Raw genomic sequence first — 26057 nt, forward strand, 5'->3', positions numbered from 1 at the left:
ATGAAACCGTTGAAATTAACGCTTCAGGCTTTTGGGCCATATGCTGGGACCGAGACGATTGATTTTTCCATTCTTGGAAATCGTACGATGTTTGTGGTTTCAGGAAAGACTGGTTCGGGAAAGACTACCATTTTTGATGGTATTTCCTATGCGATTTATGGAAAGGCAAGCGGCGAGGACCGGAGTGGTTCCGACTTGCGCAGCCAATTCGCCAGAGAAGACCTTCCTACAGAAGTAAGCCTGGAATTCGCTCTACGCCAAAAAACGTACAAAATTACCAGGTCGCCGCAGCAGGAAAAGAAAAAGGAAAGAGGCGACGGTTTTACAACAGTTGGGGCAAAGGCGGAATTGTACCTATTTGGGCCTGATGGCGAGCCGCGGCTATTGGCAGCGAATGTACGGGATGTGGATGAGAAAATCAGGGAAATCATGATTATTGACAGCAACCAGTTCCGGCAAATCMTCATGATTCCCCAAGGGGAGTTCCGGAAACTGCTGACCTCGGACAGCAAGGATAAAGAAGTGATCCTTCAGCACTTGTTTCACACAGAGATTTATAAAAGGATTGAAGACAAGCTCAAGGAAGAGTCCGCTGAACTGCAAAAGCATTTGAAATCCCGCATGGATGAACGCAATGCTATCCTGCAAAAAGCCCATGTATTTGAACGGGATGAACTTAAGGGTTTTTTGGAAAGCGGCAGTACCAATGATGTTTTAATGATTCCACTTATTATAGAAGAAATTGCCGCAATGGAAACCAGGCTTTCAGTATTGATGAACGAACGTGCCAGGAAACAGGACGAACGGGACAAGCTGCAGCAAAAACTGTTCGAAGCAGAGGCTCTCCTCACCCAGATCAAGGGAAAGGAGAAGCTTCAGGCCAGAAAAGCGGAGCTCGAGAGCCAAGAAAAGCTGTATGAAGCAAGGGAGAAAGAAAGCGCAGAGGCCAAAAAGGCAGCCCTTCTTGAGAGCCAGGAAGAAATCTGCCATAGACTTAAGCAGGATATGGACCGGCTGGATGATTTGCTCAGAAATCTATCGGAGAAAATCAATCTTCTAACTGAGGAATTCGCACAGTGCGAAGCAGAGCTTGAAAAACAGTTGAGCAGGGAGCCTGAAAGAAAGCAGGCTGCCGAAGAGGTCAGCCGACTTGAGCATATCAAGGACGATGTGCTCGCTTATGCCGGGCTGAAACAGGAATCGGAAAAGCTGGCAGTGGCAATGGAAGCTCTCCGGAAAGAAAAAGAACAAAATGACCTTGCAGAAGTGAACGCGGATAGCGAGCTAAGGAAGCTGCAGACCGAAAAAGAAGGACTGGAAACAGTGCAGATTGCCCTTCTTGAAGGTGAGAGGAAGCAGGAAAAGCTTGAGGTACAGCATGACCAGCTTAAGAAGTTTGAAACCATGCTCGAAAGGATTGAACGCGGGCGCCGTGAAGTGAAAAAACGCCAGGATGCCCTTTCCAAATCGGAAGCAAGATTTTTGGATGCCAAAGAGCTTGTTCAAAAGCTGGAGCAAACATGGCTCCATTCCCAGGCAGCCATACTCGCAGGCACACTTGAGCATGGAGAGGCATGCCCCGTATGCGGATCTCACAGCCATCCAAGCCCGGCAAACGGCCGGGAAGGGTTTCTTCCGTCACAGGAGGATTTAAAAACTGCCAGGGAACAGGCTGCACAGCTGGAGGAAGAAAGGGCGAAGACGGATAAAATCTTCATTGAAGGGGAAACAGCGTTAAGGACTATCATGGACAACGCCGAAGAGCTTGAGGCCCAACTTCAAAAGAGCAGACCCGGATTTTCCGCGGAAGTCCTGCCAGATCACCTTGCTGGTTTGGAGGCGGAGCAGGCCAGACTGATTTTGGAGCAGCGCGAGCACAAGAAAAGGGCGAAGAGAGCCGCTGCGATAAAAGAAGAGATTCACAAATTGAAGAAGGTCAAAACGGTGCTTCAAGAGAACAAGAAGAAGTTTGAGGACCGGATTCAGAAACTGACCATTGAATACACGCAAAAACGGACCATGGTTGACAGGATGACAGAAAGCATACCGGAGAACCTCAGGTCCAGGCAGGCTTTTGAGGAGCAGCATGCCTTAAGGATCAATCGGAAGGAAGAACTATTGCGCCAGCTGGAATTTGCCCAGAAACAGCACCAGGCTGCAAAAGAAAAATTGGGACAGGAAAAGACGCGGTTGGAGGTAGCTGAAAAAAATCGCGCCGAAAAGTCGGATGAGCTGTTAAAAGAACGTGAACGTTTTAAATCGTCGATGATGAAGCAAGGGTTTGAAACCTATTCTCAGTATCATCAGGCAAAAAGGCCGGAAGGGAAAATAGCGGAACTGGAGAAAGCTGTCCGCTTATACAGAGAGGAACTAAGGTCGGTTTCGGACCGCCTTGAAGAGTTGTCTAAAGCATTAAAAGATGTGCAAAAACCCGACGTTGATAGTCTAAAGCAGGCATTGCAGGCACTTGAAGACGATTTGCAAAAGGACCAGGAAGAGTACCAGCAGCTTTTTATCATGAAAAGGGACAATGAGCTGGTCGTTTCCAGCGTTGAGGCCATTAATTCAAGCATTAAGGACCTGGAGAAACGCTATGAGCTTATTGGGCATCTCCATGAGATGTCCAAGGGACAGAACAGATTCCGGCTTACATTTGAACGCTATGTCCTTGCTGCCTTCCTGGATGATATTTTAGCAGAAGCAAATGCGAGACTCGCAAAAATGACAAGCGGCCGATATCAGCTCCGGCGCAAAAAAGACCGTTCCAAGGGAAATGTGCAGAGCGGGCTGGAACTGCTTGTGTATGATCAGTACACCGGCCAGGAAAGGCATGTCAAGACCCTGTCTGGCGGGGAAAGCTTCAAGGCGGCATTATCCTTGGCACTTGGCCTCGCCGATGTGGTACAGAATCATTCCGGTGGAGTCTCCCTTGAGACAATGTTTATCGACGAAGGATTTGGCACTCTTGATCCGGAATCGCTTGATCAGGCAATCGAAACCTTGATTGACATCCAAAGCAGCGGGCGCCTTGTCGGAATCATTTCCCATGTTCCGGAACTGAAGGAGAGGATTGACGCCAGGCTTGAGGTTGTGGCGACCCAGACGGGAAGCCAGGCGGAATTCATTTTTTTAAACCGCTGAATGACTGGCGGGAGCTTGACTGACAGGACGAATGGAGGCTGATTCAATGACAAGGAAAAAGCTCGGAATCGATGCGGGAGGTTCGCTGATTAAAATCGTGATTGAAGAAGGCGGCCGCTGCCATTACAAATGGTATCCGATTGGGCAGCTGAACCAGGCCGCGGCCTGGATGGCTATCGCGGCTCAGGGTGCAAAAGTTTCCCTGACAGGTGGAAAGGCTCCTTTTATTCGTGAAAACTATTTCCCGGAGGCCGATATCGTCCCCGAATTCACCGCTGTATGTGCAGGTGCTGCATTTCTGCATAAGAAGTCAGGGGAGAAAGCGTTGAAAAAATACCTGATTGCCAATATTGGTACAGGCACCTCCTGGTATTTAGTTGATGGCCAACAGCATCAGCGCGTGCTTGGCAGCGGCTTGGGCGGTGGAACGTTCATGGGGCTGGCCAATTTGCTTGCGGGCCAAAAGGAATTTTCGGAGTATGTCMCCCTCGCGTCTTCAGGGAACAAGGGAAACGTGGATCTGCTGGTGCAGGATATTTATGAAGAAGACCCGCCTATTGACGGAAGTTTAACAGCAAGCAATTTTGCCAAGGCGGCATTCAGCAAGGACCACTCAGACCGGGACAGGCTGGCAGCGGCAGCCAATATGCTAGCTGAGAACCTTGTCCTCCTCACCAAGCAGACTGCGACGCTCCATCAGACGGATGATATTGTCTATATAGGAAGCACCCTAACCGGCAATCTGCCGTTACAGGCAGGATTAGAACAGTATTCCAGCATGCTTGGCCTTCATCCGTACACTCTCCTGAACGGGGAGTACAGCGGTGCCCTTGGGGCAATTCTGTCCACATAATGAACCTTGTACTTTAGAGGGTATTCAAGGTACAGTAGTACTCGAAGAGATAAAGAAGAGGGTGTCGATTTTGAGCAAAAGGTATTTTACGATTGGGATGGCAGGTCATATCGACCATGGAAAGACTTCGCTTACGAAAGCGTTGACGAATGTTGATACAGACCGGCTAAAGGAAGAAAAAGAGAGGCAGATTTCGATAGAATTGGGATTTGCTCCATTATATGAGGATGAAGAAATTCAGGTATCGGTCATAGATGTTCCAGGTCACGAACGATTCATCCGCCAAATGATTGCCGGAGTTGCCGGGATTGACCTGGTCGTTCTGGTCGTTGCCGCAGATGAGGGTGTCATGCCTCAGACAAGAGAGCACCTGGATATCCTGGGATTCCTCGGCATTCAGGCAGGAATTATCGCCATAACCAAGATTGACCGTGTTGAGGAGGAGTTTATCGATCTTGTGAAGGATGATATCCTTGGTGAACTAGAGGGAACAGTGTTCGAAGATTCTCCGTTTATGATGGTCGATTCCCTTTCCAGTAAAGGGATCGGAGAGTTGAAGAGTTTGATCATTGAAAAGCTGAAGCAGCAGGAATTCCGTGATTCCCGCGGAGCCTTCCGACTGCCGGTCGACCAGGTATTTACGGTTAAGGGACAGGGAACTGTGGTCAKGGGAACCGTTTATGAAGGGAAAGTCGAAGAAGGCCAGTTCCTTAAAGTCATGCCGAAGGGGATCGACGTCAGAGCCAGGCAGCTGCAGGTTCATCACCAGCCCTCTCAAGCAGCATTTGCCGGACAGAGGGCAGCAATCAACCTTTCCGGGGTTTCAAGGGAGGATATTGAACGGGGCGATGTCCTTGTATCTTCAGAGCATTTTATCGTAACAAGGACAATAGATGTTGCCATCCGCGTAGTCGAGGACCTTGAACACCTTGTCAAACAAAGGACACCGATCAAATGCCATATAGGTACAGCAGAAGTCATGGGCCGAATCGTCTTTTTTGACCGCAATGACGTAAAGGAAGACAGTGGCGAAATTCTTTGTCAGCTGCGGCTGGATGAGGAGATTGTCACAAAACGCGGCGACCGGTTCATCATCCGCAGGCCCAGCCCGCAAGAGACGATTGGCGGCGGCTGGGTAATCGACCCAAGGGGAAACAAATATCGATTCGGCGAAAAAACGATAGCCGAGCTTGAGAAAAAGAAGGCGGGAACTCCTTCGGAACGGGTGGCCGCTGCTCTATACGAGGCGAAAAGCCTGACTCTGGCAGAACTGATCAAAAGGACGGCCCTGGACGAAGGAACGCTGATTTCGACCCTACAGTCCGATGAGTTTTTGCACTTCAGCGCAAAAGAGTATACATTACGGAAGCTGGCGGAGGCAATCGAAGATGATATCACAGATCGTCTAGAGGAATATCACCGTTTGCATCCCTTGAGGGAGGGGTTAAACAAAGCGGAACTCATTCAGGGGCTGCAGAAATCCTTCCCAAGGAATCTGGTCGATTTTGTGATAGAAAATGGGATAAAGAATAAGGTATTCAGCAGAAGAGAACAGTATGTCAAAACTTCCGGCTTTACGCCGCATGTCCCTAAAAATTGGGAGAAGCGAACGGAAAATTTAATTGCCGAGTTAAAGAAAGATGGCTTGAAGGTCCGTTATTTGGATGACTATATCAAAAGTGCCGGAATTCCCGACAGCCTTTCGGGTGAATTGAAAAGATTCCTTGAAGAACAGGGAATCATCATGCCGCTTGATAATCAATACTATTGGCATAAGGTGAATTTTGATGATGCTGTTTCCAAGCTTCAGGAATATACAGCGGCTGAATTCGAAGTTGGCGATGCGAAAGAGGCGGTCGACCTGTCAAGGAAATACATGATTCCATTTTTGGAAAAGCTGGATTCGCTTGGGCTTACAAAACGTGTAGAAAATAAACGGATTTGGCGTAAATAAAGGAACAGCGGACACAATCGTCCGCTGTTTTTATGGGAAAAAAGAGGGGGAATATATTGAAACTTATTAATATCAGGAAGACAGTAAAAAAGCCTCCAGTTAGGCGGAGGCTCTCGGGTTTTAATGCTTTTCTGCGTAACTGGCAAACACTTCCTGCTTGTTGTCGCAAAATTTTATATTGACATCCGTTTCATTAAAAAACCAGGTATCATTTGATTCAACATAAAAGGTTATACCATTGATTTCCTGTTTGGTTGCTGCTATGTTCGGGTTCTCCAATGAGAAAGCGAGGCTGTAGCCTTTATTCTTTTCACCGAAACCGGCATATTGAGGGTAAAGACGGATGAAAAACGGTTTTTCGGTCTGGAACTCTGCTTCAAACCATTTGTATGCATTTTGATCGATTGTAATCATATTGTTTGCACCATCCTTTCGTTAATTTTATTGTAATCTGCCATTGTCATTAGTCGCTGTGCTTCTTATCACAGCAAAAGGAGCTGTCACCAAAGCGTCAAATTTCCTTTATCTTTAAAGGCTTGAAATGGACGGTAAACCTTTGTCAGGGCCGAATGGCTTCCTTTTTTCGCATGGCTTCTGGTATATAGACGCAGAATGGCTCACTCTCCATATAATCTCCTGTAACGGCATATGTTCTGGAGCGCGATCCGCCGCATACATGTCGGAATTCGCAAATTCCGCATTTGCCTTTGTAGTGATCCGGCTGCCGAAGGTCCCTGAACACCTTTGCTTGACGATAGATGTCCGCAAGTGGCCTTTCGCGCACATTTCCGCCTACAATTGGCAATAGTCCGCTGGGCATGACATCTCCAATATGGGAGACAAAGGCAAATCCGTTTCCGTCATTCACTCCTTTTGGCGCACGCTTCAGGCCGTCGATAACCGATGCCATATCCTTCGTCAGCGTATCTTCATAGCGGATCTCGTTCTTATCCACTTTTTGTTCCCTGGCTTTTTGCTGGAAAACTACGCGGCGGTAATGCTGTGCAGCCGTGGTTTTGATATCGAATGGCGCTGTCTTGCTCAATTCATAAAGCCAGCGGAATACTTTTTCATGCTCAGCAGGAGTAAGGCAGTCCTCCATCTGTCCCCGGCCGGTTGGAACCAATAAAAAGATGTACCACATAACAGCTTTCATATCGGTCACAAGTTTAACCATCTCTTCAAGGTGGTCATAGTTATAACGGGAGATAACAGTATTGATTTGAAGCGGCATATTCAGTTGATTAAGATACTCGATTTTCTCCAGCGTGAGATCAAATGCCCCCGGAGTACCACGAAAATGATCATGAATGGCTGCATTTGGACCATCGATGCTGAATCCCCAGCGGGACAGCCCGACTTCTTTGGCTCTTGCCATTTTCTCGATCGTAACATTGGGCGTAGCACTAGGGGTCATTGAAACCCTCATCCCTTTCTTGACAGCATAATCGGCAAGCTCAAAGAGATCCTCACGCAGCATGCAATCCCCGCCAGTAAACACAAGCATAGGGTTTCCCATATCATAAATCTGGTCTATCAGGTCCAGTCCTTCTTCATGAGTCAACTCCCGGGGATCCGGCCTTACCTGGGCATCGGCACGGCAGTGTACACACTTAAGCTCGCAAGCCCTGGTCACTTCCCATATCACGATGTAGGGATTATGATTAAAATCAATTCCCCCTGGGTGCATTCCCTTTTTTTCGCCCATTCCTTGTTCAATTCCATGTCCATGCATCTTCATCACCAAACTTTTCATAATTTTACAGGCCAAAAACAGCCAGCGTTGAAAAGAGTTCATTCTTTTCATTCATAACCTCATTATAAATTTTATCCGTTCTTATACCGGGGAGGATTGTTACAATTACATGGAGGGAATGTTACAAAAAATCTAACAGAGCCAGGGATTTACTGACATCCTATCCTATATCCCACCTTAAAACTGGTTATAGAGGAAAGGGGAATGCTTTATAGCCAAAATATGTATTACAAAACATTAAGCTTTTATTTCAGGAATATTACATAGTCTTTCCACCTTATGAAAAAAAAGAGCCAAAACCCTATATATACCAAGGGTTTTGGCTCTTTTTACCTGGAATGCGAGAATATTGGGAGTGGAAAATCCTGGACAATCAACCATTTTTTATGTGTACAAAACAAGCAAGGGAAACTTTAGTATAATCTTGTGATTAAATTTAAGGGAGATGCAAAAATGAAAAAACAGCTAGTTACGATGGCAGCGACAGCAGGACTTTTGTTTACATCTTTAGGATCAGCGAGTGCCGCCGTGCATACTGTTAAATCTGGAGATACTTTATGGGGACTTTCAAACACGTATAATGTAACAGTAGATAACTTAAAGACTTGGAATCAATTATCTTCTTCAACCATTTTTGTCAACCAAAAACTTACAGTAGCTGCACCTCAGGAAAATGCACAGGCAAGCACAGCTTCTGCAAGCACTTCAAGTGCCACTTATGTTGTGAAGTCAGGCGATACTTTATGGGGAATTTCAAGAAACTACAGCATGTCGATCAGCCAGCTTAAAAGCTTGAATGGTCTATCATCCGACGTAATCCATCCCGGACAGACCTTGCGTGTATCAGGATCTGTTACCATTGCAGCAGCCCAGGCTTCTGCTCCATCATCCAGTACAAGCACTTACCGGGTAGTAAGCGGGGACACTCTTTCCGGAATTTCAGTTCGCCATAATGTATCGGTTTCACAATTAAAATCGCTTAACAACCTTACATCCGATCTGATTCTTGTTGGACAAGTTCTCAAGGTTTCCGGTACAGCAACAACAGCAACAGCCGCAGCATCTGCTCCAGCAACTGTGACAACTGTTTCCGCGACAAGCAGTTCGGCAAAAGTAAATGCTCTCGTAACAGAGGCTAAAAAGTATATTGGTGTTCCTTATGTATGGGGAGGAAGCACACCATCTGGTTTCGATTGCAGCGGCTATCTGCAATACGTATACAACAAGGTGGGCATTTCCATCCCGCGGACTGTTGCAACAATCTGGTCTGCAACCAAACCTGTTTCGGCTCCAAGAGTGGGCGACATTGTTTTCTTTGAGACATATACTTCCGGCCCATCGCATGCAGGGATTTATCTTGGCGACAACAAGTTCATCCATGCAGGATCTTCACGAGGCGTTGAGATCAGCGATATGAATAATTCTTACTGGAAGCCTCGCTATCTTGGAAGCAGAACCACATTTTAATAGACTATAACCCAATCTGCTAACCTATAAACCTCCTTTTTGGAGGTTTTTTATTTTTTAAAAATGCACATTATATTTTTATCAGAAAAGTTGGAAAATAAAGGGGAATATGACGATAAGCGAGAATAGAAATAAAAGGGTGAAATATATAGAAGGAAAAGGGGAAAAGAAGTGAGAGAACACAATACAGACAGATTTTCAGTTTATATAATTGCCACAGCAATTATTATGTTTTTTGCTGCGCTGCCGGCAGGGATTTTTATTGTCAATCTCCTGCAGCAGACATTGTTCATCAGGGAAAGCCAGTTATTTTTTGAAACGCCGCGTTCTGCTTTTATGGCTTTTATAATTACTTTAATGATAGTTCCAATTGTGATGATTCTGCTCGTGTTCGTTAAATCCAGGACACATGGAAAAAAAAGCCGGATCCTGATGGCGGCAGTATCAATCATGACTTTAGCTGCATTTGCTGGAATGAGCTATTTATCCGTTACGAATTACTATTACATGGACCAAAACGGTTTTTATTATAATAAGCTTTGGAAATTGCAGGAGGAAAGGTATCCTTGGGAGAAGCTGACAACGATAGCGCAGATAAATACTTCGGATGGAGGCACTTTGAAAGCAGACAAGCTTATTTTTTCATTTGGGCAGGAGAAAGTTGAACTCGACATATCCCCCAAGCTATACAATGAGATGGAACCGGTAATCGAAAGCCTGAAAAGCCGCGGTGTTACGTTGGAAACGGTGGTCAAAGAGGAGCGAGACGAATAAGTTTAGAACGCATGATTCCTGGGAAGAATCTTCGTCAACTTGAATAATAAATGGTTTTTTACATACGATAAAAAAACCATAACATTTTGAAAGTCTGCTAAAAGTATGCTACATTTAGAATGTATGAGACTTTTGGCCCACCCAAGGAGCATGCAATATGATTCATGAAGACGAAAAACTTATTTTTATCAGGGAATTGGGACGATTGATTGAGGATTATCAACGCTGTAACGATATGCAATTTAAAGAGCAAATATATGAAGACATCATGCAATTGATTGAAGTTATTAATTAGCTGATGAAGGACAAGTTTTGGATGAGAATGAATCCGCACGCAAATTTGCGTGCGGATTTTTCCCGTCCATTAGCTCGAAGGTTCGGAAGGGTATGAAATCTCCTCAAGGGCCTGTCCGGCTTCATTGCTTGTCTGGTCAGTGACTGCCAGGTCTCCAAGTGAGACGATTCCCACCAGCTTACCATCCTCCACTATAGGAAGACGGCGTATTTGGACATCTGCCATTATATCCGCCGCTTCTTCAGCACTCATGTTTTTTGTCCCTCTAACAGGGTCATTTGTCATTACCTGGGAAATGGGGGCGTCGGCGGGCACTTGCTCGGCAATTCCTTTAAGGACCATATCCCTATCCGTGGCAAGGCCGACAAGCTGCTCTTCTTCACATATTGGCATAACACCCACCTCCAGTTCCCTCATTCTGGAGGCTACTTCATATAAGGGAGTATCAGGGGAACAAGATTCCACATTGGTTGTCATAACATCTGAAACTTTCATCTTTTTATTCCTCCTTTTTCGGTTTTTATCTGTATACCACTGCCGGCAAAAAGAAAACTGCTAGATTTTTGCAGGAAAATGCTAAAATAAAATCTGGGTGACGCTAAAACAGAAAAGGGGAAATGGCAGATGATTGATTTACGAAGCGATACGGTAACAAAACCAACGGAGGAAATGAGAAAAGCGATGTACAATGCTGAAGTTGGCGACGATGTATACGGTGAGGATGTAACGGTGAATTCCCTGGAAGAGTGTGCCGCCGATATCCTTGGCAAGGAAGCTGCACTTCTGGTAACAAGCGGGACACAGGGGAACCAAATTGCGGTCCTTACTCATTGCCGCCCTGCTCAAGAAGTTATCCTGGAGGCAGAGTCCCACATATTCTTCTATGAATCGGGGGCAGTGTCCGCGCTTGCTGGCGTCCAGACTAGAACCATCATGGGGAACCGGGGAGCAATGGATCCTGCTGCCGTAAGGGAAGCGATCCGGGGAGTGGATATCCACTATCCTGAAACGGGGTTAATCTGCATGGAGAATACCCATAACCGGGCGGGTGGAGCTGTTGTTCCCCTTGCTAATATGCGGGAAATATACATGGAGGCAAGTGCAGAAGGTGTGCCCGTACATATTGATGGGGCGAGGTTATTCAACGCAGCATCGGCAGCCGGTGTGGATATGAGAGAATATGCACAGTATGCCGATACTGTCCAGGTATGCCTGTCAAAAGGGCTCGGCGCCCCAATAGGGTCCATACTCGCCGGCAGCAAGGAATTCATACATGCTGCACGGAAATGGCGCAAACGCCTTGGGGGCGGCATGAGGCAGGCAGGAGTCATCGCAGCTCCTGGCCTGATAGCCCTAACGAAAATGAGAGAGCGGCTAGCAGAAGACCATCTTCATGCGGGGGAGCTGGCTCAAGGCATCGGAAACATAGAAGGATTAAGATTAGTGAACCAGGTTGATACAAACATCATTGTGGCAGATGTAAGCTCGCTGGGTATAACTTCGGCTGAGTTTGTCGACGTACTGAAAGGCGAGGGGATATTAGCGGGAGGTTTTGGGCCATCCTATGTCCGGTTCGTCACCCATTATGATGTCAAGGCAGCTCAAATTTCCGAAGCGGTTGGAAAAATTGGAATTGCTGCTGCGAAAATTAAGGGCAAAGTCATCGGTTAGGAGATTTAAAAATAACCACCTCCATTGATCAAGGCAAAGCTGATTGCCGCGGAGGTGGTTTTATTCAAGTTTGTTCCATTCTAATATCAAGTTTGTTCACATTAACCAGACAACCGGAATATTTATCGGTACATCGTCCACTTTCCAATATCCTGGAAGCCAAGTCTTTTATATATGCGGCCAGCTGCCGGATTGTCGTAGAATAAGCAAAGAATTTTTCCCTCGTCCAGCACCTCCCTGAACAGCTTCTGCATTACAGCGGTTGCCAGGCCTTTATGACGTTGTTCCTTATGTGTGCATACACCTACTATCATGGCTGAAACTGAGTTTTCGGCTGCAGTGGAGGCGCAGGCTGCGAGGTCTCCATCATATTCAAGGAAATAAGTCCTGCCTGTACCCGTTTCCAATGCCTGCCTTAGCATAAGACGGGCATTTTCATTAACTGCAAACTCATCAATTGTCTCCCGCAGGGCAATAATTCGGTCCACGTCCCTGATGCCGGCTTTTTGAACAGGCAGGGAGCTGGTACCCAATAAGTTTCCATTACGGCACTCAGCAAAATGAGTTTGCTGCTTTTTGCCCAGCTGGATGCCTTCCACTTTCTCAAATTGTTCGACGATTGTTGATTTCCCAGATAAAACAGGTTCTTTGGACAATAATTTTATGATTCCCGCAAATCCTTCTACATCAAAGTTTTCCTTGGCGTATGGAATGAAAGAATTGTGGTATCTCAACAGCACCGCCTTCAGCGCCTCATCCTCTGAAAACTCTCCCCAGAGCTCCTGAAATTCAGTGTCATAGCCAAATGCTTCGATATCGCCAATGATAAATAAGTTGATCGAAGGCTCTTCCGATAGGAACTCTGTAACTGCCTGGTGGTCCGCTTGCGTTAGTTTTCTAATCATCTTACTCTCCACCCTTTTTATTTTTGGAATGTTTTATTTATCTTAATTCATCCGTCTCTCCACAGACAATCCCATTTTTAAATTTTTCAAGCCTGATAGGAAAATAAGGGACTTATTTCCTGTGTTAATTCAGAATTTATAAAATTATTAAAAAATGAGTCTTTTTGACTGTTTAACTTTCATCAAAAGGTGATAGATTAAAAGAAAAGCGAAAGCGGCTTGATCAGGGGCGTCAGGCATAAGACGAGCCGGCAAGAAGGTCGTTTTTTGACCTTCTTGCCGGGTTGGCTAATGACCCAGCCCCTAGCCGCTGCAGCTGGACAAAAGAAAAGCGAAAGCGGCTTGATCAGGGGCGTTAGGCATAAGAAAAGCCGGCAAGAAGGTCGTTCCTTGACCTTCATGCCGGGTTGGCTAATGACCCAGCCCCTAGCCGCTGCAGCTGGACAAAAGAAAAGCGAAAGCGGCAAAAAGGCGGCAGAAAGAGGCAGGTGGACATATGCACTTTGGCGCTTTGATCAAACATCATCGCATTCAAAAGAAAATGACACAAAAAGAGTTGGCAAGCGGAATATGTTCCATTCCACATTTAAGCAAGATTGAAAACAACTCCAAGGAAGTGAATGAGGAAACACTAAAGCTATTGCTGCAAAAACTAGGGGTGCAGCCTGATGAAATGGCTGTACGGGAAGAAAAAATCGGCCATTTGATTGCGGAATTGAACGAGAAAATGACCTATTATCTCAAAGATGAGGCTAAGCAATGCATGGAGGAACTGAGGAAACTGGAAGATATCGCTGTGTTTTCTTCCTTTCTTTATCCCTTTGAATTGGTTAGACTCCGTTTCCTCATTTATGCCGGCAACCTTTGTGAGGCAAAGGAACAGCAGGAGATCCTTGAGAAGCAAACGAATAATTTTTCCCAACAACAGCTGGCTTTTTTTCAATACTTGAAATCTATCTACTTATTAAAAAAGGGCTTCTTTAAAAAGGGGGATAGCATCCTTGAAAGCCTGGCGGCCGAAAGAAACCATGGTCTGGATTCTGGAGAGCTTTATTATCATTTGGCCATGGCAAAAACTTCCCTCGAACAATCTGTCTATGCGATCCACTATGGAATTCTCGCCCTGCAAAGCTTTGCGGCGAATCATAATTTTATCAGGATCCTTCATGTACAAATGCTTCTTGGCATAAATTATACCCATGTTAGAAATTACAATGAAGCGATGAATTGCTTACAGCATGCAGTCCGCAATGCGGGACTTCTCAATGATCAGCCAATAAAAGCACAAATCTATCATAACCTGGGATACCTCCAGGAAAAGATGGGAAACCCTGAGCTAGCACTTTCATCTTTGCATAAAAGTCTCTCCCTGCAAGAAAAAGGATGTGAACATTATCTGATCACCCTATACACAGTTGGTGAAATACACTATTCTCAGCAAGATTACATAAGTGCAAAACGCTGTTTTTTGGAAGTGGCTTCAATTGCCAAAGTGTTGGCCAAACGAAAATATCAAATTTTGGCTACCTATTATTTGCTTGCCATTGAAACCCCCGAAAAGTCATTTAGCTATCTGGAAACAAAGGTAATTCCAGTGGTGGAAGAATGCCAAAGCCATATGGACGATTTGAAGAAATTTTATAAATTGCTATCCAACCATTATAAAAAAATGGGGAAAGTTGAAAAAGCGGTTATCTATTTGGAAAAAATCAGTTAAGGGGGTGAAAAGGGATGAAAATTATGATTATGATTGGATTATCTGCCGGGCTGCTGGCAATAGCGGCCGTGACAGGAAGTGACGCTGCAATTCTGCAGGCAGTATCAGACCTTATAACTAATGGAGGAGGCCATCCAATCCTGCCCCCAGTATAAAATGAATTGTCTTTCAGCGGGGGCTTGCTGCCAGTTAATCCGGAGAAAAATTTTTACATACCCCCATAAACGGGAACTCTTTATCGGATGTTTTAGTAACTGGTCCTTTTGGACAAAACTAAAATAAGGAGGTTCGGTATGGAGATCCTGTACACGGATATTGATGTGCTGCTGGCAGAGACGGCTGAGTCAGACGAGGACTGCTCCAGCTTTTTGCTGAGCCACTTTGAAATTGATGCCCTGCTTGAGCATACGAAAGGCTGGCAAGAAGCCTGTTTATTAAAATCTGTTCCAAAATAGGGACAGATTTTTTTGCAACCTAAATCCGAACATATGTGCTATAATAGTGACAAGATTATGGATACAAAGATAAACCAGGAAAAAGGTGGTCTGCATGGCCATGGAATATAAAATTTCGGTAAGGGCGCTTGTCGAATATGCCTATCGCTCCGGTAGCATTGAAACACAATTCATGGCTGTTACAAGCATGACTGAAGGGACACGCGCGCATCAGGAAGTTCAAAAGAACTATCATGATCAGGATGGCAGTGAGGTTTATTTGCAAACAAACCTTCAAATAGGAGAACTCGTTCTTAAAGTGGACGGAAGGGCAGATGGAATTCTATTTCGTGATGGGCATATAATCATTGACGAAATAAAATCGACATCAGGGAACCTTGCGTTGATAGATGCAACCACTTTCCCTGTCCATTGGGCCCAGGCAGAGATCTACGCCTACATGTATGCTAAAGAAAATAATCTGGAAGAAATGACGGTCCAGCTGACATACATGCAGATTGATACAAGGGAAGTAATAAGGTTTGCGAAGAGAGTTTCCTTTAAGGAACTGGAGGCAGCCGCTTTACATGCGGCGCACCTTTTTGCGCCATATGCCAATTCAAGGCTTAAGCATATGGAAAAACGGGATACTTCTATTCAGGCAGCCAGCTTTCCGTTTAAAGGGTATCGCGCCGGGCAAAAAAAGCTGGCGGGCGCTGTCTATAAAACCATCCTGGATAAAAATACGTTATTCGCAAGCGCACCCACAGGGATTGGAAAAACGATATCAACCCTTTTCCCAGCCATTAAATCCATTGGAGAGGGACTTGCGGGCAAGATTTTCTTTTTGACGGCTAAAACCATAACAAGACAGGCTGCCGAACAAGCTCTAAAGCGTTTGGAAACAAATGGCCTGCATTTTCAATGTGTCACTCTCACGGCAAAGGATAAAATCTGCTTTAAGGATGAGACCATCTGTACTAAGGAGCATTGTGAATTTGCCAGTGGGTATTATGACCGTATTAATGGAGCAGTTCTTGACATACTTTCGTGCGAGGGAATAATGGACAGAGATACAATTGAACAATATGCTGTCAGGCACCGCGTCTGCCCATTTGAATTTTCCCTTGATTTAGCTTATGTTTCCGATGCTGTTATCTGCGATTATAATTATGTATTTGACCGTCGTAAAGGACTAAGGCGGTTTACGGATAACCATAGGAAGCGGACCGTCCTGCTTGTGGATGAAGCCCATAACTTGGTAGACAGGGGAAGGGAAATGTATTCTTCAGTTCTGAACAAAGCCCCTTTTCTTGAGATTAGGCGAAGGTACAAAAATAAAAATGAGGATTTGTATGCACAGGCAAAAGCTTTCAATGAATTTTTCATCCAGCTGCGAAAGCAGTATGGGAGGAAAGGACCATTCATACTTGAAGAGTTGCCGGAGAATCTTGATGCCATTACCCAAAATTTTGTCCGGGCTGCAGAGGAAGAACTCGCTCTATCAAGAGATAGCCGTGGGCTGCTCCTGGAAACTTATTTCTGTGTTCAGGATTGGCTTCAGCTAGGGAAACTTGCTGATGACCGTTTTATCATCCATGGAGAGGCAAACAAGGGGGACGTGTACTTAAAACTGTTTTGCCTCGATCCCTCAAGGCATTTGCAACACGCAGGAAAAGCTTACCTTGCGAAAGTGTTTTTTTCAGCAACGTTAGAGCCTTTTGATTATTTTAAAGAGATGCTGGGAAGCGAGAAGGGAGACTACCTTCTTCGGCTTCCCTCCCCTTTTGCTCCTGAACAAAGCGATGTTTACATCCAGCCGCTGTCTACCAGGTTTCCAGACAGGGAGAAATCCGTCATTCCGATCGTCCGGACCATTGAATCCCTCGTGAAGAGCAGGCCGGGTAATTACCTTGTTTTCTTTCCATCGTATCAATACATGAATATGGTGGCCGAGGAATGGAGGACACAGGGAATGCAGGCTATTGTTCAGGTTAGCGGGATGGATGAAAAGGCGAGGGAAGCATATCTGGCTACGTTTTCTTCCCAAACAGATGCGCCCTTAGTCGGTTTCGCTGTCCTGGGCGGGATCTTTTCAGAGGGGATTGATTTAAAAGGAGACAGGCTTAAGGGTGTGGTCATCGTTGGAACAGGGCTGCCGCAGCTAAGCTTTGAACGCAACCTCATTAAACACCATTATGACTCCATTGGCAAAAACGGATACGATTATGCCTATGTGTTTCCCGGAATGTGCAAAGTCCTTCAGGCAGGCGGCAGACTGATCAGGGGGGAAAATGACAGTGGGACCATTGTGCTGATAGATGACCGTTTTCTTCAGGGAAAGTACCGCCGGATGTTCCCGCTGGTATGGAATGACTTTCATTTGCTGAAAAATATGTAACTTTTTTTATTGAAAAAGGTTTAAGGCGTATAGAATAGGGAAATAAAAACACGTCCCTTTCTTTTTAATGGGAGAACGGATGAGTTCAGAATCTTTTTCTACTATTCCTTTTAAGGACGATCTCATTCCACCGTTGAATATGTCCAACAAGTATTTTGGGATCTTGCGAACAAAGGAGTCAGCTGATGGCGGAAGTTGAAGAAGTATTGATATTCATTGAGGAATTGGGCCGTTTATTCAAAGATTACCGGAACTGTCATGACTTTGAAGTGAAACAGCAAATTGTTGAAGATATCCGCCTGTTGGGAGAAGCCATCGACCCCGGCATTTAATCAATGTCCCGGCAAGCGACTGGTTATCTATCGTCTGTTATAACCAAGGAAGTCAGATAAATTTAAAGGACCGCTTATTTTGGCGGTCCTTTTTGAGGTTGATTCAATATCCTAAGCCGTAACTGGTTCCTCAGGCTGCAATTGCACATTTCCATTCACAATTTCGTCCACTTCGGAACCTTCGAGCGTTTCTTTTTTCAGAAGCGCACCTACCAGGATTTTAAACTCTGTTTTATGCGTGGAGATGAGCATCTCAGATTTTTGAAGGGCTTCCCCAAACAGTTCCTGCATTTTTGCTTCTTTGTCCACCTTGCTGAAAGTGAGGCTGAAGCTGTCTTGCAGCAGCCCGGTATCTACCATTTGCTCAATGATTTGCTTAGCTTGCTGGACATCGCCGCTGACACCGATGCTGTGTTCCCCGAGGAACATCCGCTCGGCGACACCGCCGGCCAGAATCATTGCAACCCGATCAAGCAGATCGCTGGTAGTTGAAAGATGAAGCTCCTTAGGGATAGGCGCAACATAACCCAAGGCTTGTCCCCGGGGAACAATGGTAGCTTTCCTTACCGAACCTGGGGTTGTAACAGCCGCGATTAATGCGTGGCCCGCCTCATGGATGGCCACCCGGCGCTTCGTTTCGATATCCTGCAGGGCCCGTGTTGTGCTTCCAAGAATGGTGCGGTCAAGGGCATAATCAAGGTCGCTTTTGGCAAGATAATCACGCCCTTGGCGAAGGGCAAGCCGGCTTGCTGTGGCAAACAGGGATGAAAGCTCGGCTCCTGAAAAGCCGGAGGTGCTTTCAGAAAGTTCATCAAGGGAAGAAAGGACTTCCTCGGAAAGATTTTTCCCTTTTGTGTGAATATCAATGATTTCCCGGCGTCCTTTTGTATCCGGCAATGGAACCTGGAAGGTAAAATCAATTCGGCCAGGGCGGAGGAAAGCGTCATCAAGCATATCCTTCCGGTTGGTTGCTGCAATGAACAAGATGCCGTCATTGGAATGGCCTCCGTCGAGCTGGACCAGCAGCTCTGTGAGGGTTTTCTCACCTTCTTCACCGCCATGAGGCTTTCTTTTGCCTGCCAGCGCATCGACTTCATCAATGAAAATTACCGCAGGGCCCTGTTGTTTGCGAGCGCTCTGGAAAAGGCTGCGGACACGGGAAGCTCCAACGCCGATGAACATTTCATTAAAGGCGGAACCGCTTGCTGAAAAGAAATGGGCATTAAGCTCGCGGGCAATCGCCTGGGCCAGCAGGGTTTTCCCCGTTCCTGGAGGACCGTATAACAAAATCCCTTTGGGAGGCTTGATTCCCATCCGGGCAGATCGTTCAGGATCCTTAAGGATGGCAAGTGTCTGGGTAATTTCTTCCTTCATTTCATCCTGCAGGCCGCCGACATCTTCAAGAGTTATCGTAGGAAGCGGAGCAGGCTTTGATATGTTGCTTTTCATTTTATTTCCTAGGCCGCCCTGGGTTTTCTTCTGTACCACAATGGCAGATACCAACAATAATAGAAGGAGGCCGCCGATCACCCAAGGACCATATTTACTGTTATTGGAATAGACGTAATTTATATTATTTGTCGCAACCAGCTGATCGACCATCTGGCTGTTTGGCGGCACATTTGAAACGTAAGTGGCATCTTTTGTTTTCAGTTCCAGAGTTCCATCCGCTTTCTCAGTCAGGACCGCCGTTTCGGAACCAAGGTTTTCAGCTGTTTTAACCATTGTCGTAAATGGAACGGTAATTTCATGGCTGGTTTTTTGGACAAACCAGGTGACACTGGCAGCCATGATGACAATAAAAGCCACAAAAAACGGGAGCAGTTTAGAGACCAGCTTGGAATTGTGTAAATTCAATATTGTTCCATCTCCTTCTCTGTATCTATTTATCATTATAAAGTACTTGGCTATGTTATAAATAGGAAAGAGGATGGTAATTTTATGTAATTAATATCGGTCGGTTTATGATTGAAATGAGTGGGGAATATGCGTGGCTCTAGTGACGAAGCCTTTTTACAGACTTGAATCACGCTAGCCTTTTTGTGAAGAGATTGTGAACATTAAAACGGAACTTCCCAAATAAGGAAGTTCCGTTTTAAATTAGCGCATATGGTTACCATTAGGGTTTTGTTGTCTATTGTCCCTATCATTGAGATTTTCAGAAATTGCTCGGTCATCGCCTTCGAGTCTTACTTCTTCTTTCTTAAGGTTTTCCGTCACTTTTTCCGTATCCTGTACCTCCCGTTTTCCAACTACGACCTCATCCGTTACCACTGACTTTTTGTTGACATCGACCCTTTCTTTCCGAATAGGGATATGGATGGTCTCATCATCACCGATGGGGGATGTTGTTTCCATTCGGTCTCCATCTACTTTCCGCTGCTCCACGTAAACTTCCTCACGGGATACAGGAACATCGATTGTTTTTTGTTCTTCCACCACATCCTTGTGGACGGTGACTTCACCAGCTTGTACCTGCTGCTTATTGACATCCAGCTCTTCTTCACGAAGTTTCATGGACTGATTTTGAGAGTCCTTCCATTCCCGGTCGTTTTGTTGTGTCAGGCTGTCGTATTGTCCGCTTACTCCCATGCTCCTGCTGGAGTCAGCCTCAAAATTATATCCTGCTCGGCTGGCATTCGGGGTTTGATTATTAAAGGTATCCTCGTTCAATGTCGAGCCGCTTACGGCTCCTGTATTGCCTGTGTCCATGTATGAGCCGCTATTCTCGCTGAATAGAATGATTTTTCCATCCTCCACAAACGAAACATATTCCCGTGCTTCATCCTTGGTCATGCCAAGCTCCATAAATTTTTCAGTTGTACGGCCATCATTATTTTCTTCATATAAATTGGACAGATTGTCAATAAGGCCGTCATTTTCACTCTCGCTCGAGAAGGTCAGGGTATTTGCGCCAGTCTTGTTTTCAATACTTGAATCTGTTCCTTGTGTTCTGCCGATTATTCCCAATTCTTGAACTCTGTAACCATCGTTCTGCAATTCCTGGATTGCTTCCACTACTTCATCCTGTGAGTTATAAACTCCAATGATGTTTGATTTCATTTATTTTGCAGCCTCCTTTTATGGTATAAGTTAGCTTTCTATGGGCTTATTCCCGGAATATGGATGGAAAAACATTCGATTATTGGATATACTTCCAGTTCTATCAAGTTATTGGATGTATATGGAAGCGATGGTGCGCTTGCAGATGGATATAATAGTGATGAAAAGAAAGAAAGGATGTGGAGATATGTCAATGGAATGGTTTGACAGGGTAACAGGGGAGCTTCAGGATCACTTGGAATCCATATGTGAAGATTACGATCAGACTGGTCATATGTCGATAGACCGAAGTGCAAAACATCCCCGCATTGAGTTCTTTGTAGAAACAGAAGATGGAGAGAGGGCGTATTTCAGTTCCTTATTTTTTGATCCTTATAATGAAGAGTTTTATGTGGAAACGTTCGATGCCGAACTGGAGCAGCCTGCAAGAACGATACTCTCTGATATTGATGATATTGTCGATGCCGTCCATGACAACTTCCACGAGTTTATTGCAAATGAAACCGAGTATTATGATGATGAGGCTGATAAAGGTGTGGAAGTCATTTTTGAAGCGGATCATGATGACGATAATGAGTATTATGTGGGAGAAGCAGTTGGAGAAACAGAAGCAGATCTTTTTGAAGAGATTGATGTGGAATGGGAAACACCTGAAGTCACTGCATTTATGAAAGAAGACGAAGTAGAAGTAAGCTATCAATTTGGGATTGTATCTGAAACAGGCGACGGGGTTCTTCGTCGTGTAAACCGGATATGGACTGAGGACGAAGAACTCCTGAAAGATGAGTCCAACTTCATATTCACCAAAGAAGAAGCCAGCACCATTATCGCCATGATCGCCAGCCATATGGATTCACTGACAGGTTATGACGATTATATTGAATAGATTCTGAAGCGCCAGTCTTTGGCGCTTTTCCTTTGTATCCTTGTTTTCTTTTGTTGTTCGGTCTGGAAAATAAGGGAATAGTTTCTTGCTGTATAGCCAAACTTAAAACTAGAATCATCCATTAAGAGGTGTAACTATTGGTTTCAGTTGAAGGCAAAATGGAACAAAGGCTGATAATAACGGCTCTGATCATGCTTGTGCTGTTTTTGTCGCCCCTTTTTATTCTTGGTGAAAACGCTCATATCAGGGTTCATGATAACTTGGATTCCAATTTGGCATGGTATAAAGTCCTGGTTGAAAGTGGGCAGCTGACCGGGGACATAGATGCCAGGATACCCCAGGTGATTAACGGCGAATTGCAGCGCAATGCCTTTGGTACGGAATTTAGCCTGATTGTCTGGCTGTATGCCCTGTTCCCAACTATGACAGCCTATGCTTTAAGCCAGGCGATTACGAGGATTGTCGCGTTCTGGGGGATGTATTTGCTCCTTAAGAAACATTTTATTGCCGACCCTAAGTGGGCAGTTATTAATGTTGGTGCATCGCTGGCCTTTGCCATGACTCCTTTTTGGCCCTCAGGGATGCTGAGTACCCTCGGTATGCCGCTGGCTTTATGGGCATTCCTCAATATCAGAAATGGGGAAAATTCCTGGAAAAACTATTTGGTTCTTTCTCTGTTACCCCTATACAGCAGCATCGTGCTTGGTTTTTTCTTTTTCCTTAGTGCTATGGGAGTCCTTTGGCTGGTTGATGGGGTTAGGGGAAAAGGGTGGAATTGGGCTTTTCTTTTAGCTATTGCTTATATGACCATCATTTTTATGCTGGTGGAATACCGCCTGGTTTACTCGTTCCTCTTTGACCATGAACCAAATAGCAGGGATGAATATTTTCATGCCCGCCTTACATTAGGCCAGTCCATCAGGCTTACATTCAAAAATTACTTCCTCGGCCATAACCATGTGCTGACCATTCACACGACCATTATACAGCCAGTACTATTTTTAGCCTTGTTTTTTGTTTGCTTAAAAAAGAGGTGGAATCAGGAAAGGACCTTTTTGTTTTTATTTATCTTGAATTTTGTTTTGTCTGCCTGGTATGCATTCTGGTTTTATAAGGGATGGCTTCCGTTTACGGAGCGCTTTCACTTCCTGGATACATTCAATTTTGCCCGTTATCATTTCCTCCGGCCGCTCATCATCTATGTCCTTTTTGCTATAAGTTTAAGAATCATCTGGCAGTCTGGAAGGCTATGGAAAAGGGCGGTTCCATGGCTGATTGCAGCCCAAATTATTCTTCTTGCGTTTTCCAATGAGGAAATCGTGTACCAGAATAAGCCGAGTGTGAAGGAGTTTTTTGCTGAAGATCAATTTGAACAGATAAAGGAATACATTGGCTTAAATCAGGAAGATTACCGGGTGGCCAGCCTTGGCTTGCATCCGGCCATTGCCCAGTATAATGGGTTTTACACACTGGATACATACAATAATTTTTATCCGCTCACCTACAAATATCAATTCAGGAAAATCATCGAAAAGGAACTTGCGAAAAATAAGACAATTCGAACCTATTTTGATGAATGGGGGGGGCGTTGCTATTTGTTTACGGATGAACTCGGAAAGCATTATATGTTTAAAAAAAATACAAAAAGGAAGCTTGAGAATTTGGAACTGAATATGGAACCTTTTAAGGAAATGGGAGGGAGATATCTGCTTTCGGCTGTGCCAATAGAGAATGCATCCGAGAATGGACTGGCGCTCGACCGAGTTTTTGACGATAAGAGATCGGCATGGAAAATCCATTTATATAAAGCACTTTAAACACAAAACGATACAACTAGGAGGTTTCACCTTTGGAGCAGCCATTGATTACCATCGTCGTGCCATGTTTCAACGAAGAAGAAGTTCTGCCTGATACAATGAGTAAGCTTGAGGACTTTCTGGACACTTTGGCTAGAGCTAAGGAAGTCTCGCAAAAGAGCCGCATCCTTTTTGTGGATGATGGCAGCCAGGACAAGACATGGGAGTTGATCTACCGGAAAAGCATCAGGTCACAGTACATCCGGGGCCTTAAGCTTGCGGGAAATGTCGGCCATCAGAACGCGTTGCTGGCAGGGCTTTTTTCGGCAAAGACATCTTCTGACTGTCTTGTCACGATTGATGCAGACCTCCAGGACGATATTGAGGCAATCCGTGAATTTGTGAGCTTGTATAAACAAGGCTGTGAAGTGGTATATGGCGTAAGAGCGAAACGAAGCAGTGATACATTCTTTAAAAGAACGACAGCTGAAGGCTTTTATAAAGTCATGAGGAAGATGGGAGTCGAACTTGTCTATAATCATGCTGATTTCCGGCTGATGAGCAGGCGTGCCGTGGAAGAACTTGAAAAGTACAGTGAAGTAAATATGTTTTTAAGGGGGATTGTTCCGCTCATCGGACTTAAGTCTGCTGAAGTATATTATGATAGGAAGGAAAGGTTAGCCGGAGAAACAAAATATCCTGTAAAGAAAATGCTCGCTTTTGCCCTGGACGGAATCACTTCCTTTTCTGTGACTCCAATCCGCTTTGTTTTGCTGATTGGCATTGTATCTTTCCTTGTCAGCATGATGTTCGGCAGTTACTTTCTGTCTTTGAAGCTTTTTGGGCAGACAGAAACTGGGTGGACTTCCCTGATTACCTCCATATGGCTGATTGGCGGTCTTCAGCTGATTGCTCTAGGGCTTGTAGGGGAATATATCGGCAAGATTTATAATGAAACAAAGAGAAGGCCTAAATTCACTGTAGATATCGACATGATGAATCTTGGCCGAAGGCATGAATGGGAGGAAGGAGACCAGGGTGATCTGAACGAGCAGGAAGAACTGGAAGAAGAATTGCTCCTGGAGAAGGTGGGCAGGGGCTATGACTACAGCAAACATCCTAAAACCACCTAACACCTTCCTCCGTTTTTTACTGGTCGGGATGATTAATACAGTGATTGGGTTATCAAGCATGCTCTTATTGCTGAATTTCGCGGGCTTTTCCTACTGGCTTGCAACTTTTGCGGGTAATTCAATCGGGGCAGGTACAAGCTTTTTTATGAATAGGGCATTTACTTTTAAAAGCCATATCTCGATTGGGGCAGGGATTCCAAAATTCATTGCCGTCATTTTGTTGTGTTATGTTATTTCCTATTCTTTGGGAGGATTTGCGGCAAACATCCTGTCTCTCCCGGGATGGGCTGCGGTTTTCATCACCAAAGAGGAATTAGCTGTCTTTCTTGGGACAGGTTTTTATACTATTTCCAACTATCTTGGCCAGAAACTTTTCGTCTTTTGACCATATCTGTCGTTCCTTTAAGTTAGAAGGATAAAATCCCCGGCAGGAGCAAACGATATTAATGATATCCACAAAAGATATCAAGCTCAACTATTCCTTTAAGAGGTGATAAGATGAGTTACAAAGATCGTTTAGATCCCCACTCAGAACTTTTCCACCATACCTGGACTAGGCCGAAGCATTTGAATTCGCAAGTGAATGGTCAAACCAAAAGGACACAGACCAGCATTATTGCCAGAAGCAATGCCAAGGCACACCGATTCTAAGGAATAAGGCTAAAAGGAAAAAAGACGCAGCCAGCGTCTTTTTTCTGCTAATCCTCAGTTTTAATGTGTATGAGCCGGACGGTTTGCCATTTCCCGGGCTGCAATTTTTGCTTTTTCCTTGGCAGCAGCGATAATTTCAGGTACTTGTTGTGGGAAATGATCGAGTCCTTCGGCATAAACGGTGTCGAGCATGCTGATACCCAGGAAATTCAGGGCAATCTGCAAATAGCGGTCCCCTGACTCCAGCTCCTTCATCGGGCCATGTGAATAGATGCCGCCGCGAGTTTGTATATGAATGCCCATTTTGCCGGATAGCAAGCCTATAGGACCTTCCGCAGTGAACCGGAACGTTTTGCCGTGTACGAACAGATTGTCCAGGAACGCTTTCAGGACAGCAGGCGAACCGAGGTTCCATACCGGTGAAACAAACACATAATAGTCATAGCTATTAAACATGTCAGCCAAAGCATGCATGGCTGTCAGCTTCATACGCTCATCTTCCACAAGCTCGTGGATCGGAACCCCGTAGCCTCCAACTTTTCCTCGGGCAGACACCAGGTCTGCATCCATGGCTGGTATCGTGATGCAGGGATTGAACAAGTCCAGCCTGGTAACCACGACATCAGGCCGTTCCGCATAAAAGGCATCCAGGAAGGCCTCGCCGATTTGCAATCCCTTTGATTTCTCCAGTCCCTTGGGATTGGCGGTTACGTAAAGCAATTTTTGCATTATCCTCATCCTATCTCTATTTAATAGGTCCATTATAAGAGGAAAAATGCAGTTTACGATTGAACAAAAGGTGACGTTCATGAACATTCCGTGACGGAG

The 26057-nt window shown here is 45.1% G+C and carries 24 protein-coding genes; 17 read left to right on the forward strand and 7 right to left on the reverse strand.

Annotation, left to right across the window (positions count from 1 at the left end; translation table 11 throughout):
• The 3 genes from ADU22_RS15770 to selB all read left to right on the forward strand — a co-directional run bounded on the left by ADU22_RS15770 (window position 1) and on the right by selB (window position 5948).
• Window positions 1-3141 (forward strand): SbcC/MukB-like Walker B domain-containing protein, encoded by a 3141-nt coding sequence (locus ADU22_RS15770; RefSeq protein WP_053363008.1) that lies wholly within the window; start codon window positions 1-3, stop codon window positions 3139-3141.
• A gap of 46 nt (window positions 3142-3187) precedes the next feature.
• Window positions 3188-3994, forward strand: a complete 807-nt coding sequence (locus ADU22_RS15775) for a pantothenate kinase (RefSeq protein WP_053363009.1) — start codon at window positions 3188-3190, stop codon at window positions 3992-3994.
• Between the two features lie 70 nt (window positions 3995-4064).
• Complete coding sequence (gene selB, locus ADU22_RS15780) at window positions 4065-5948, forward strand: selenocysteine-specific translation elongation factor (RefSeq protein ID WP_082252880.1); 1884 nt, start codon at window positions 4065-4067, stop codon at window positions 5946-5948.
• Between the two features lie 120 nt (window positions 5949-6068).
• On the opposite strand, the gene ADU22_RS15785 is transcribed toward selB, so the two are convergent.
• Together ADU22_RS15785 and ADU22_RS15790 are read right to left on the reverse strand one after the other, a co-directional pair.
• Window positions 6069-6362: a HesB/YadR/YfhF family protein gene (locus ADU22_RS15785; protein ID WP_053363010.1), complete on the reverse strand. Its 294-nt coding sequence runs from the start codon at window positions 6360-6362 to the stop codon at window positions 6069-6071.
• Between the two features lie 145 nt (window positions 6363-6507).
• Window positions 6508-7638 (reverse strand): TIGR04053 family radical SAM/SPASM domain-containing protein, encoded by a 1131-nt coding sequence (locus ADU22_RS15790; RefSeq protein WP_502688765.1) that lies wholly within the window; start codon window positions 7636-7638, stop codon window positions 6508-6510.
• A gap of 519 nt (window positions 7639-8157) precedes the next feature.
• On the opposite strand from ADU22_RS15790, the gene ADU22_RS15795 reads away from it, so the two are divergent.
• The 3 genes from ADU22_RS15795 (at window position 8158) to ADU22_RS25000 (ending at window position 10240) form a co-directional block, all read left to right on the forward strand.
• Entirely contained in the window at window positions 8158-9171 is a 1014-nt protein-coding gene (locus ADU22_RS15795; RefSeq protein WP_053363011.1) for a C40 family peptidase, read from the forward strand.
• A gap of 171 nt (window positions 9172-9342) precedes the next feature.
• Window positions 9343-9945 (forward strand): hypothetical protein, encoded by a 603-nt coding sequence (locus tag ADU22_RS15800; RefSeq protein WP_053363012.1) that lies wholly within the window; start codon window positions 9343-9345, stop codon window positions 9943-9945.
• 157 nt (window positions 9946-10102) lie between these two features.
• A complete protein-coding gene (locus ADU22_RS25000) occupies window positions 10103-10240 on the forward strand; it encodes a hypothetical protein (protein ID WP_173427537.1) in 138 nt (45 codons plus the stop codon).
• Window positions 10241-10309: 69 nt separating this feature from the next.
• Here ADU22_RS25000 and ADU22_RS15805 read toward each other — a convergent pair whose 3' ends face one another.
• Window positions 10310-10735, reverse strand: a complete 426-nt coding sequence (locus ADU22_RS15805; RefSeq protein ID WP_053363013.1) for a CBS domain-containing protein — start codon at window positions 10733-10735, stop codon at window positions 10310-10312.
• 129 nt (window positions 10736-10864) lie between these two features.
• On the opposite strand from ADU22_RS15805, the gene ADU22_RS15810 reads away from it, so the two are divergent.
• Entirely contained in the window at window positions 10865-11911 is a 1047-nt protein-coding gene (locus ADU22_RS15810; protein WP_053363014.1) for a threonine aldolase family protein, read from the forward strand.
• A 122-nt stretch (window positions 11912-12033) separates the two neighbouring features.
• Here ADU22_RS15810 and ADU22_RS15815 read toward each other — a convergent pair whose 3' ends face one another.
• Complete coding sequence (locus ADU22_RS15815) at window positions 12034-12816, reverse strand: GNAT family N-acetyltransferase (protein ID WP_053363015.1); 783 nt, start codon at window positions 12814-12816, stop codon at window positions 12034-12036.
• 496 nt (window positions 12817-13312) lie between these two features.
• Here ADU22_RS15815 and ADU22_RS15820 point away from each other — a divergent pair, with 496 nt between their 5' ends.
• The 5 genes from ADU22_RS15820 to ADU22_RS25005 all read left to right on the forward strand — a co-directional run bounded on the left by ADU22_RS15820 (window position 13313) and on the right by ADU22_RS25005 (window position 17700).
• Complete coding sequence (locus tag ADU22_RS15820; protein ID WP_053363016.1) at window positions 13313-14533, forward strand: helix-turn-helix domain-containing protein; 1221 nt, start codon at window positions 13313-13315, stop codon at window positions 14531-14533.
• A gap of 14 nt (window positions 14534-14547) precedes the next feature.
• A complete protein-coding gene (locus ADU22_RS24720; RefSeq protein ID WP_156324370.1) occupies window positions 14548-14688 on the forward strand; it encodes a hypothetical protein in 141 nt (46 codons plus the stop codon).
• Window positions 14689-14826: 138 nt separating this feature from the next.
• Window positions 14827-14988, forward strand: coding sequence for a hypothetical protein (locus ADU22_RS24725; protein WP_156324371.1), 162 nt, complete (start codon window positions 14827-14829; stop codon window positions 14986-14988).
• Between the two features lie 100 nt (window positions 14989-15088).
• On the forward strand, window positions 15089-17368 hold the full coding sequence (locus ADU22_RS15825) for a helicase C-terminal domain-containing protein (protein ID WP_353611386.1): 2280 nt from the start codon (window positions 15089-15091) through the stop codon (window positions 17366-17368).
• 185 nt (window positions 17369-17553) lie between these two features.
• Window positions 17554-17700, forward strand: a complete 147-nt coding sequence (locus ADU22_RS25005; protein ID WP_197280070.1) for a hypothetical protein — start codon at window positions 17554-17556, stop codon at window positions 17698-17700.
• Between the two features lie 111 nt (window positions 17701-17811).
• Here ADU22_RS25005 and ADU22_RS15830 read toward each other — a convergent pair whose 3' ends face one another.
• Window positions 17812-19491, reverse strand: a complete 1680-nt coding sequence (locus tag ADU22_RS15830) for an AAA family ATPase (protein ID WP_231687966.1) — start codon at window positions 19489-19491, stop codon at window positions 17812-17814.
• Window positions 19492-19800: 309 nt separating this feature from the next.
• On the reverse strand, window positions 19801-20763 hold the full coding sequence (locus tag ADU22_RS15835) for a YsnF/AvaK domain-containing protein (RefSeq protein ID WP_053363019.1): 963 nt from the start codon (window positions 20761-20763) through the stop codon (window positions 19801-19803).
• A gap of 187 nt (window positions 20764-20950) precedes the next feature.
• On the opposite strand from ADU22_RS15835, the gene ADU22_RS15840 reads away from it, so the two are divergent.
• The 5 genes from ADU22_RS15840 to ADU22_RS24335 all read left to right on the forward strand — a co-directional run bounded on the left by ADU22_RS15840 (window position 20951) and on the right by ADU22_RS24335 (window position 25229).
• Window positions 20951-21649, forward strand: coding sequence for a hypothetical protein (locus ADU22_RS15840; protein WP_053363020.1), 699 nt, complete (start codon window positions 20951-20953; stop codon window positions 21647-21649).
• Window positions 21650-21807: 158 nt separating this feature from the next.
• Window positions 21808-23466 (forward strand): DUF6044 family protein, encoded by a 1659-nt coding sequence (locus ADU22_RS15845; protein ID WP_053364605.1) that lies wholly within the window; start codon window positions 21808-21810, stop codon window positions 23464-23466.
• 32 nt (window positions 23467-23498) lie between these two features.
• Window positions 23499-24578, forward strand: a complete 1080-nt coding sequence (locus tag ADU22_RS15850) for a glycosyltransferase family 2 protein (RefSeq protein ID WP_082252881.1) — start codon at window positions 23499-23501, stop codon at window positions 24576-24578.
• Window positions 24547-24963: a GtrA family protein gene (locus ADU22_RS15855; protein WP_053363021.1), complete on the forward strand. Its 417-nt coding sequence runs from the start codon at window positions 24547-24549 to the stop codon at window positions 24961-24963. The genes ADU22_RS15850 and ADU22_RS15855 overlap by 32 nt, the downstream gene beginning before the upstream one ends.
• 113 nt (window positions 24964-25076) lie before the next feature.
• Entirely contained in the window at window positions 25077-25229 is a 153-nt protein-coding gene (locus tag ADU22_RS24335; RefSeq protein ID WP_082252882.1) for a YpzG family protein, read from the forward strand.
• A 60-nt stretch (window positions 25230-25289) separates the two neighbouring features.
• On the opposite strand, the gene ADU22_RS15860 is transcribed toward ADU22_RS24335, so the two are convergent.
• On the reverse strand, window positions 25290-25958 hold the full coding sequence (locus tag ADU22_RS15860; RefSeq protein WP_053363022.1) for an FMN-dependent NADH-azoreductase: 669 nt from the start codon (window positions 25956-25958) through the stop codon (window positions 25290-25292).
• Window positions 25959-26057: the final 99 nt, after the last annotated feature.

The sequence above is a fragment of the Bacillus sp. FJAT-27251 genome (assembly GCF_001273925.1).
GTDB lineage: Bacteria > Bacillota > Bacilli > Bacillales > Cytobacillaceae > Mesobacillus_B.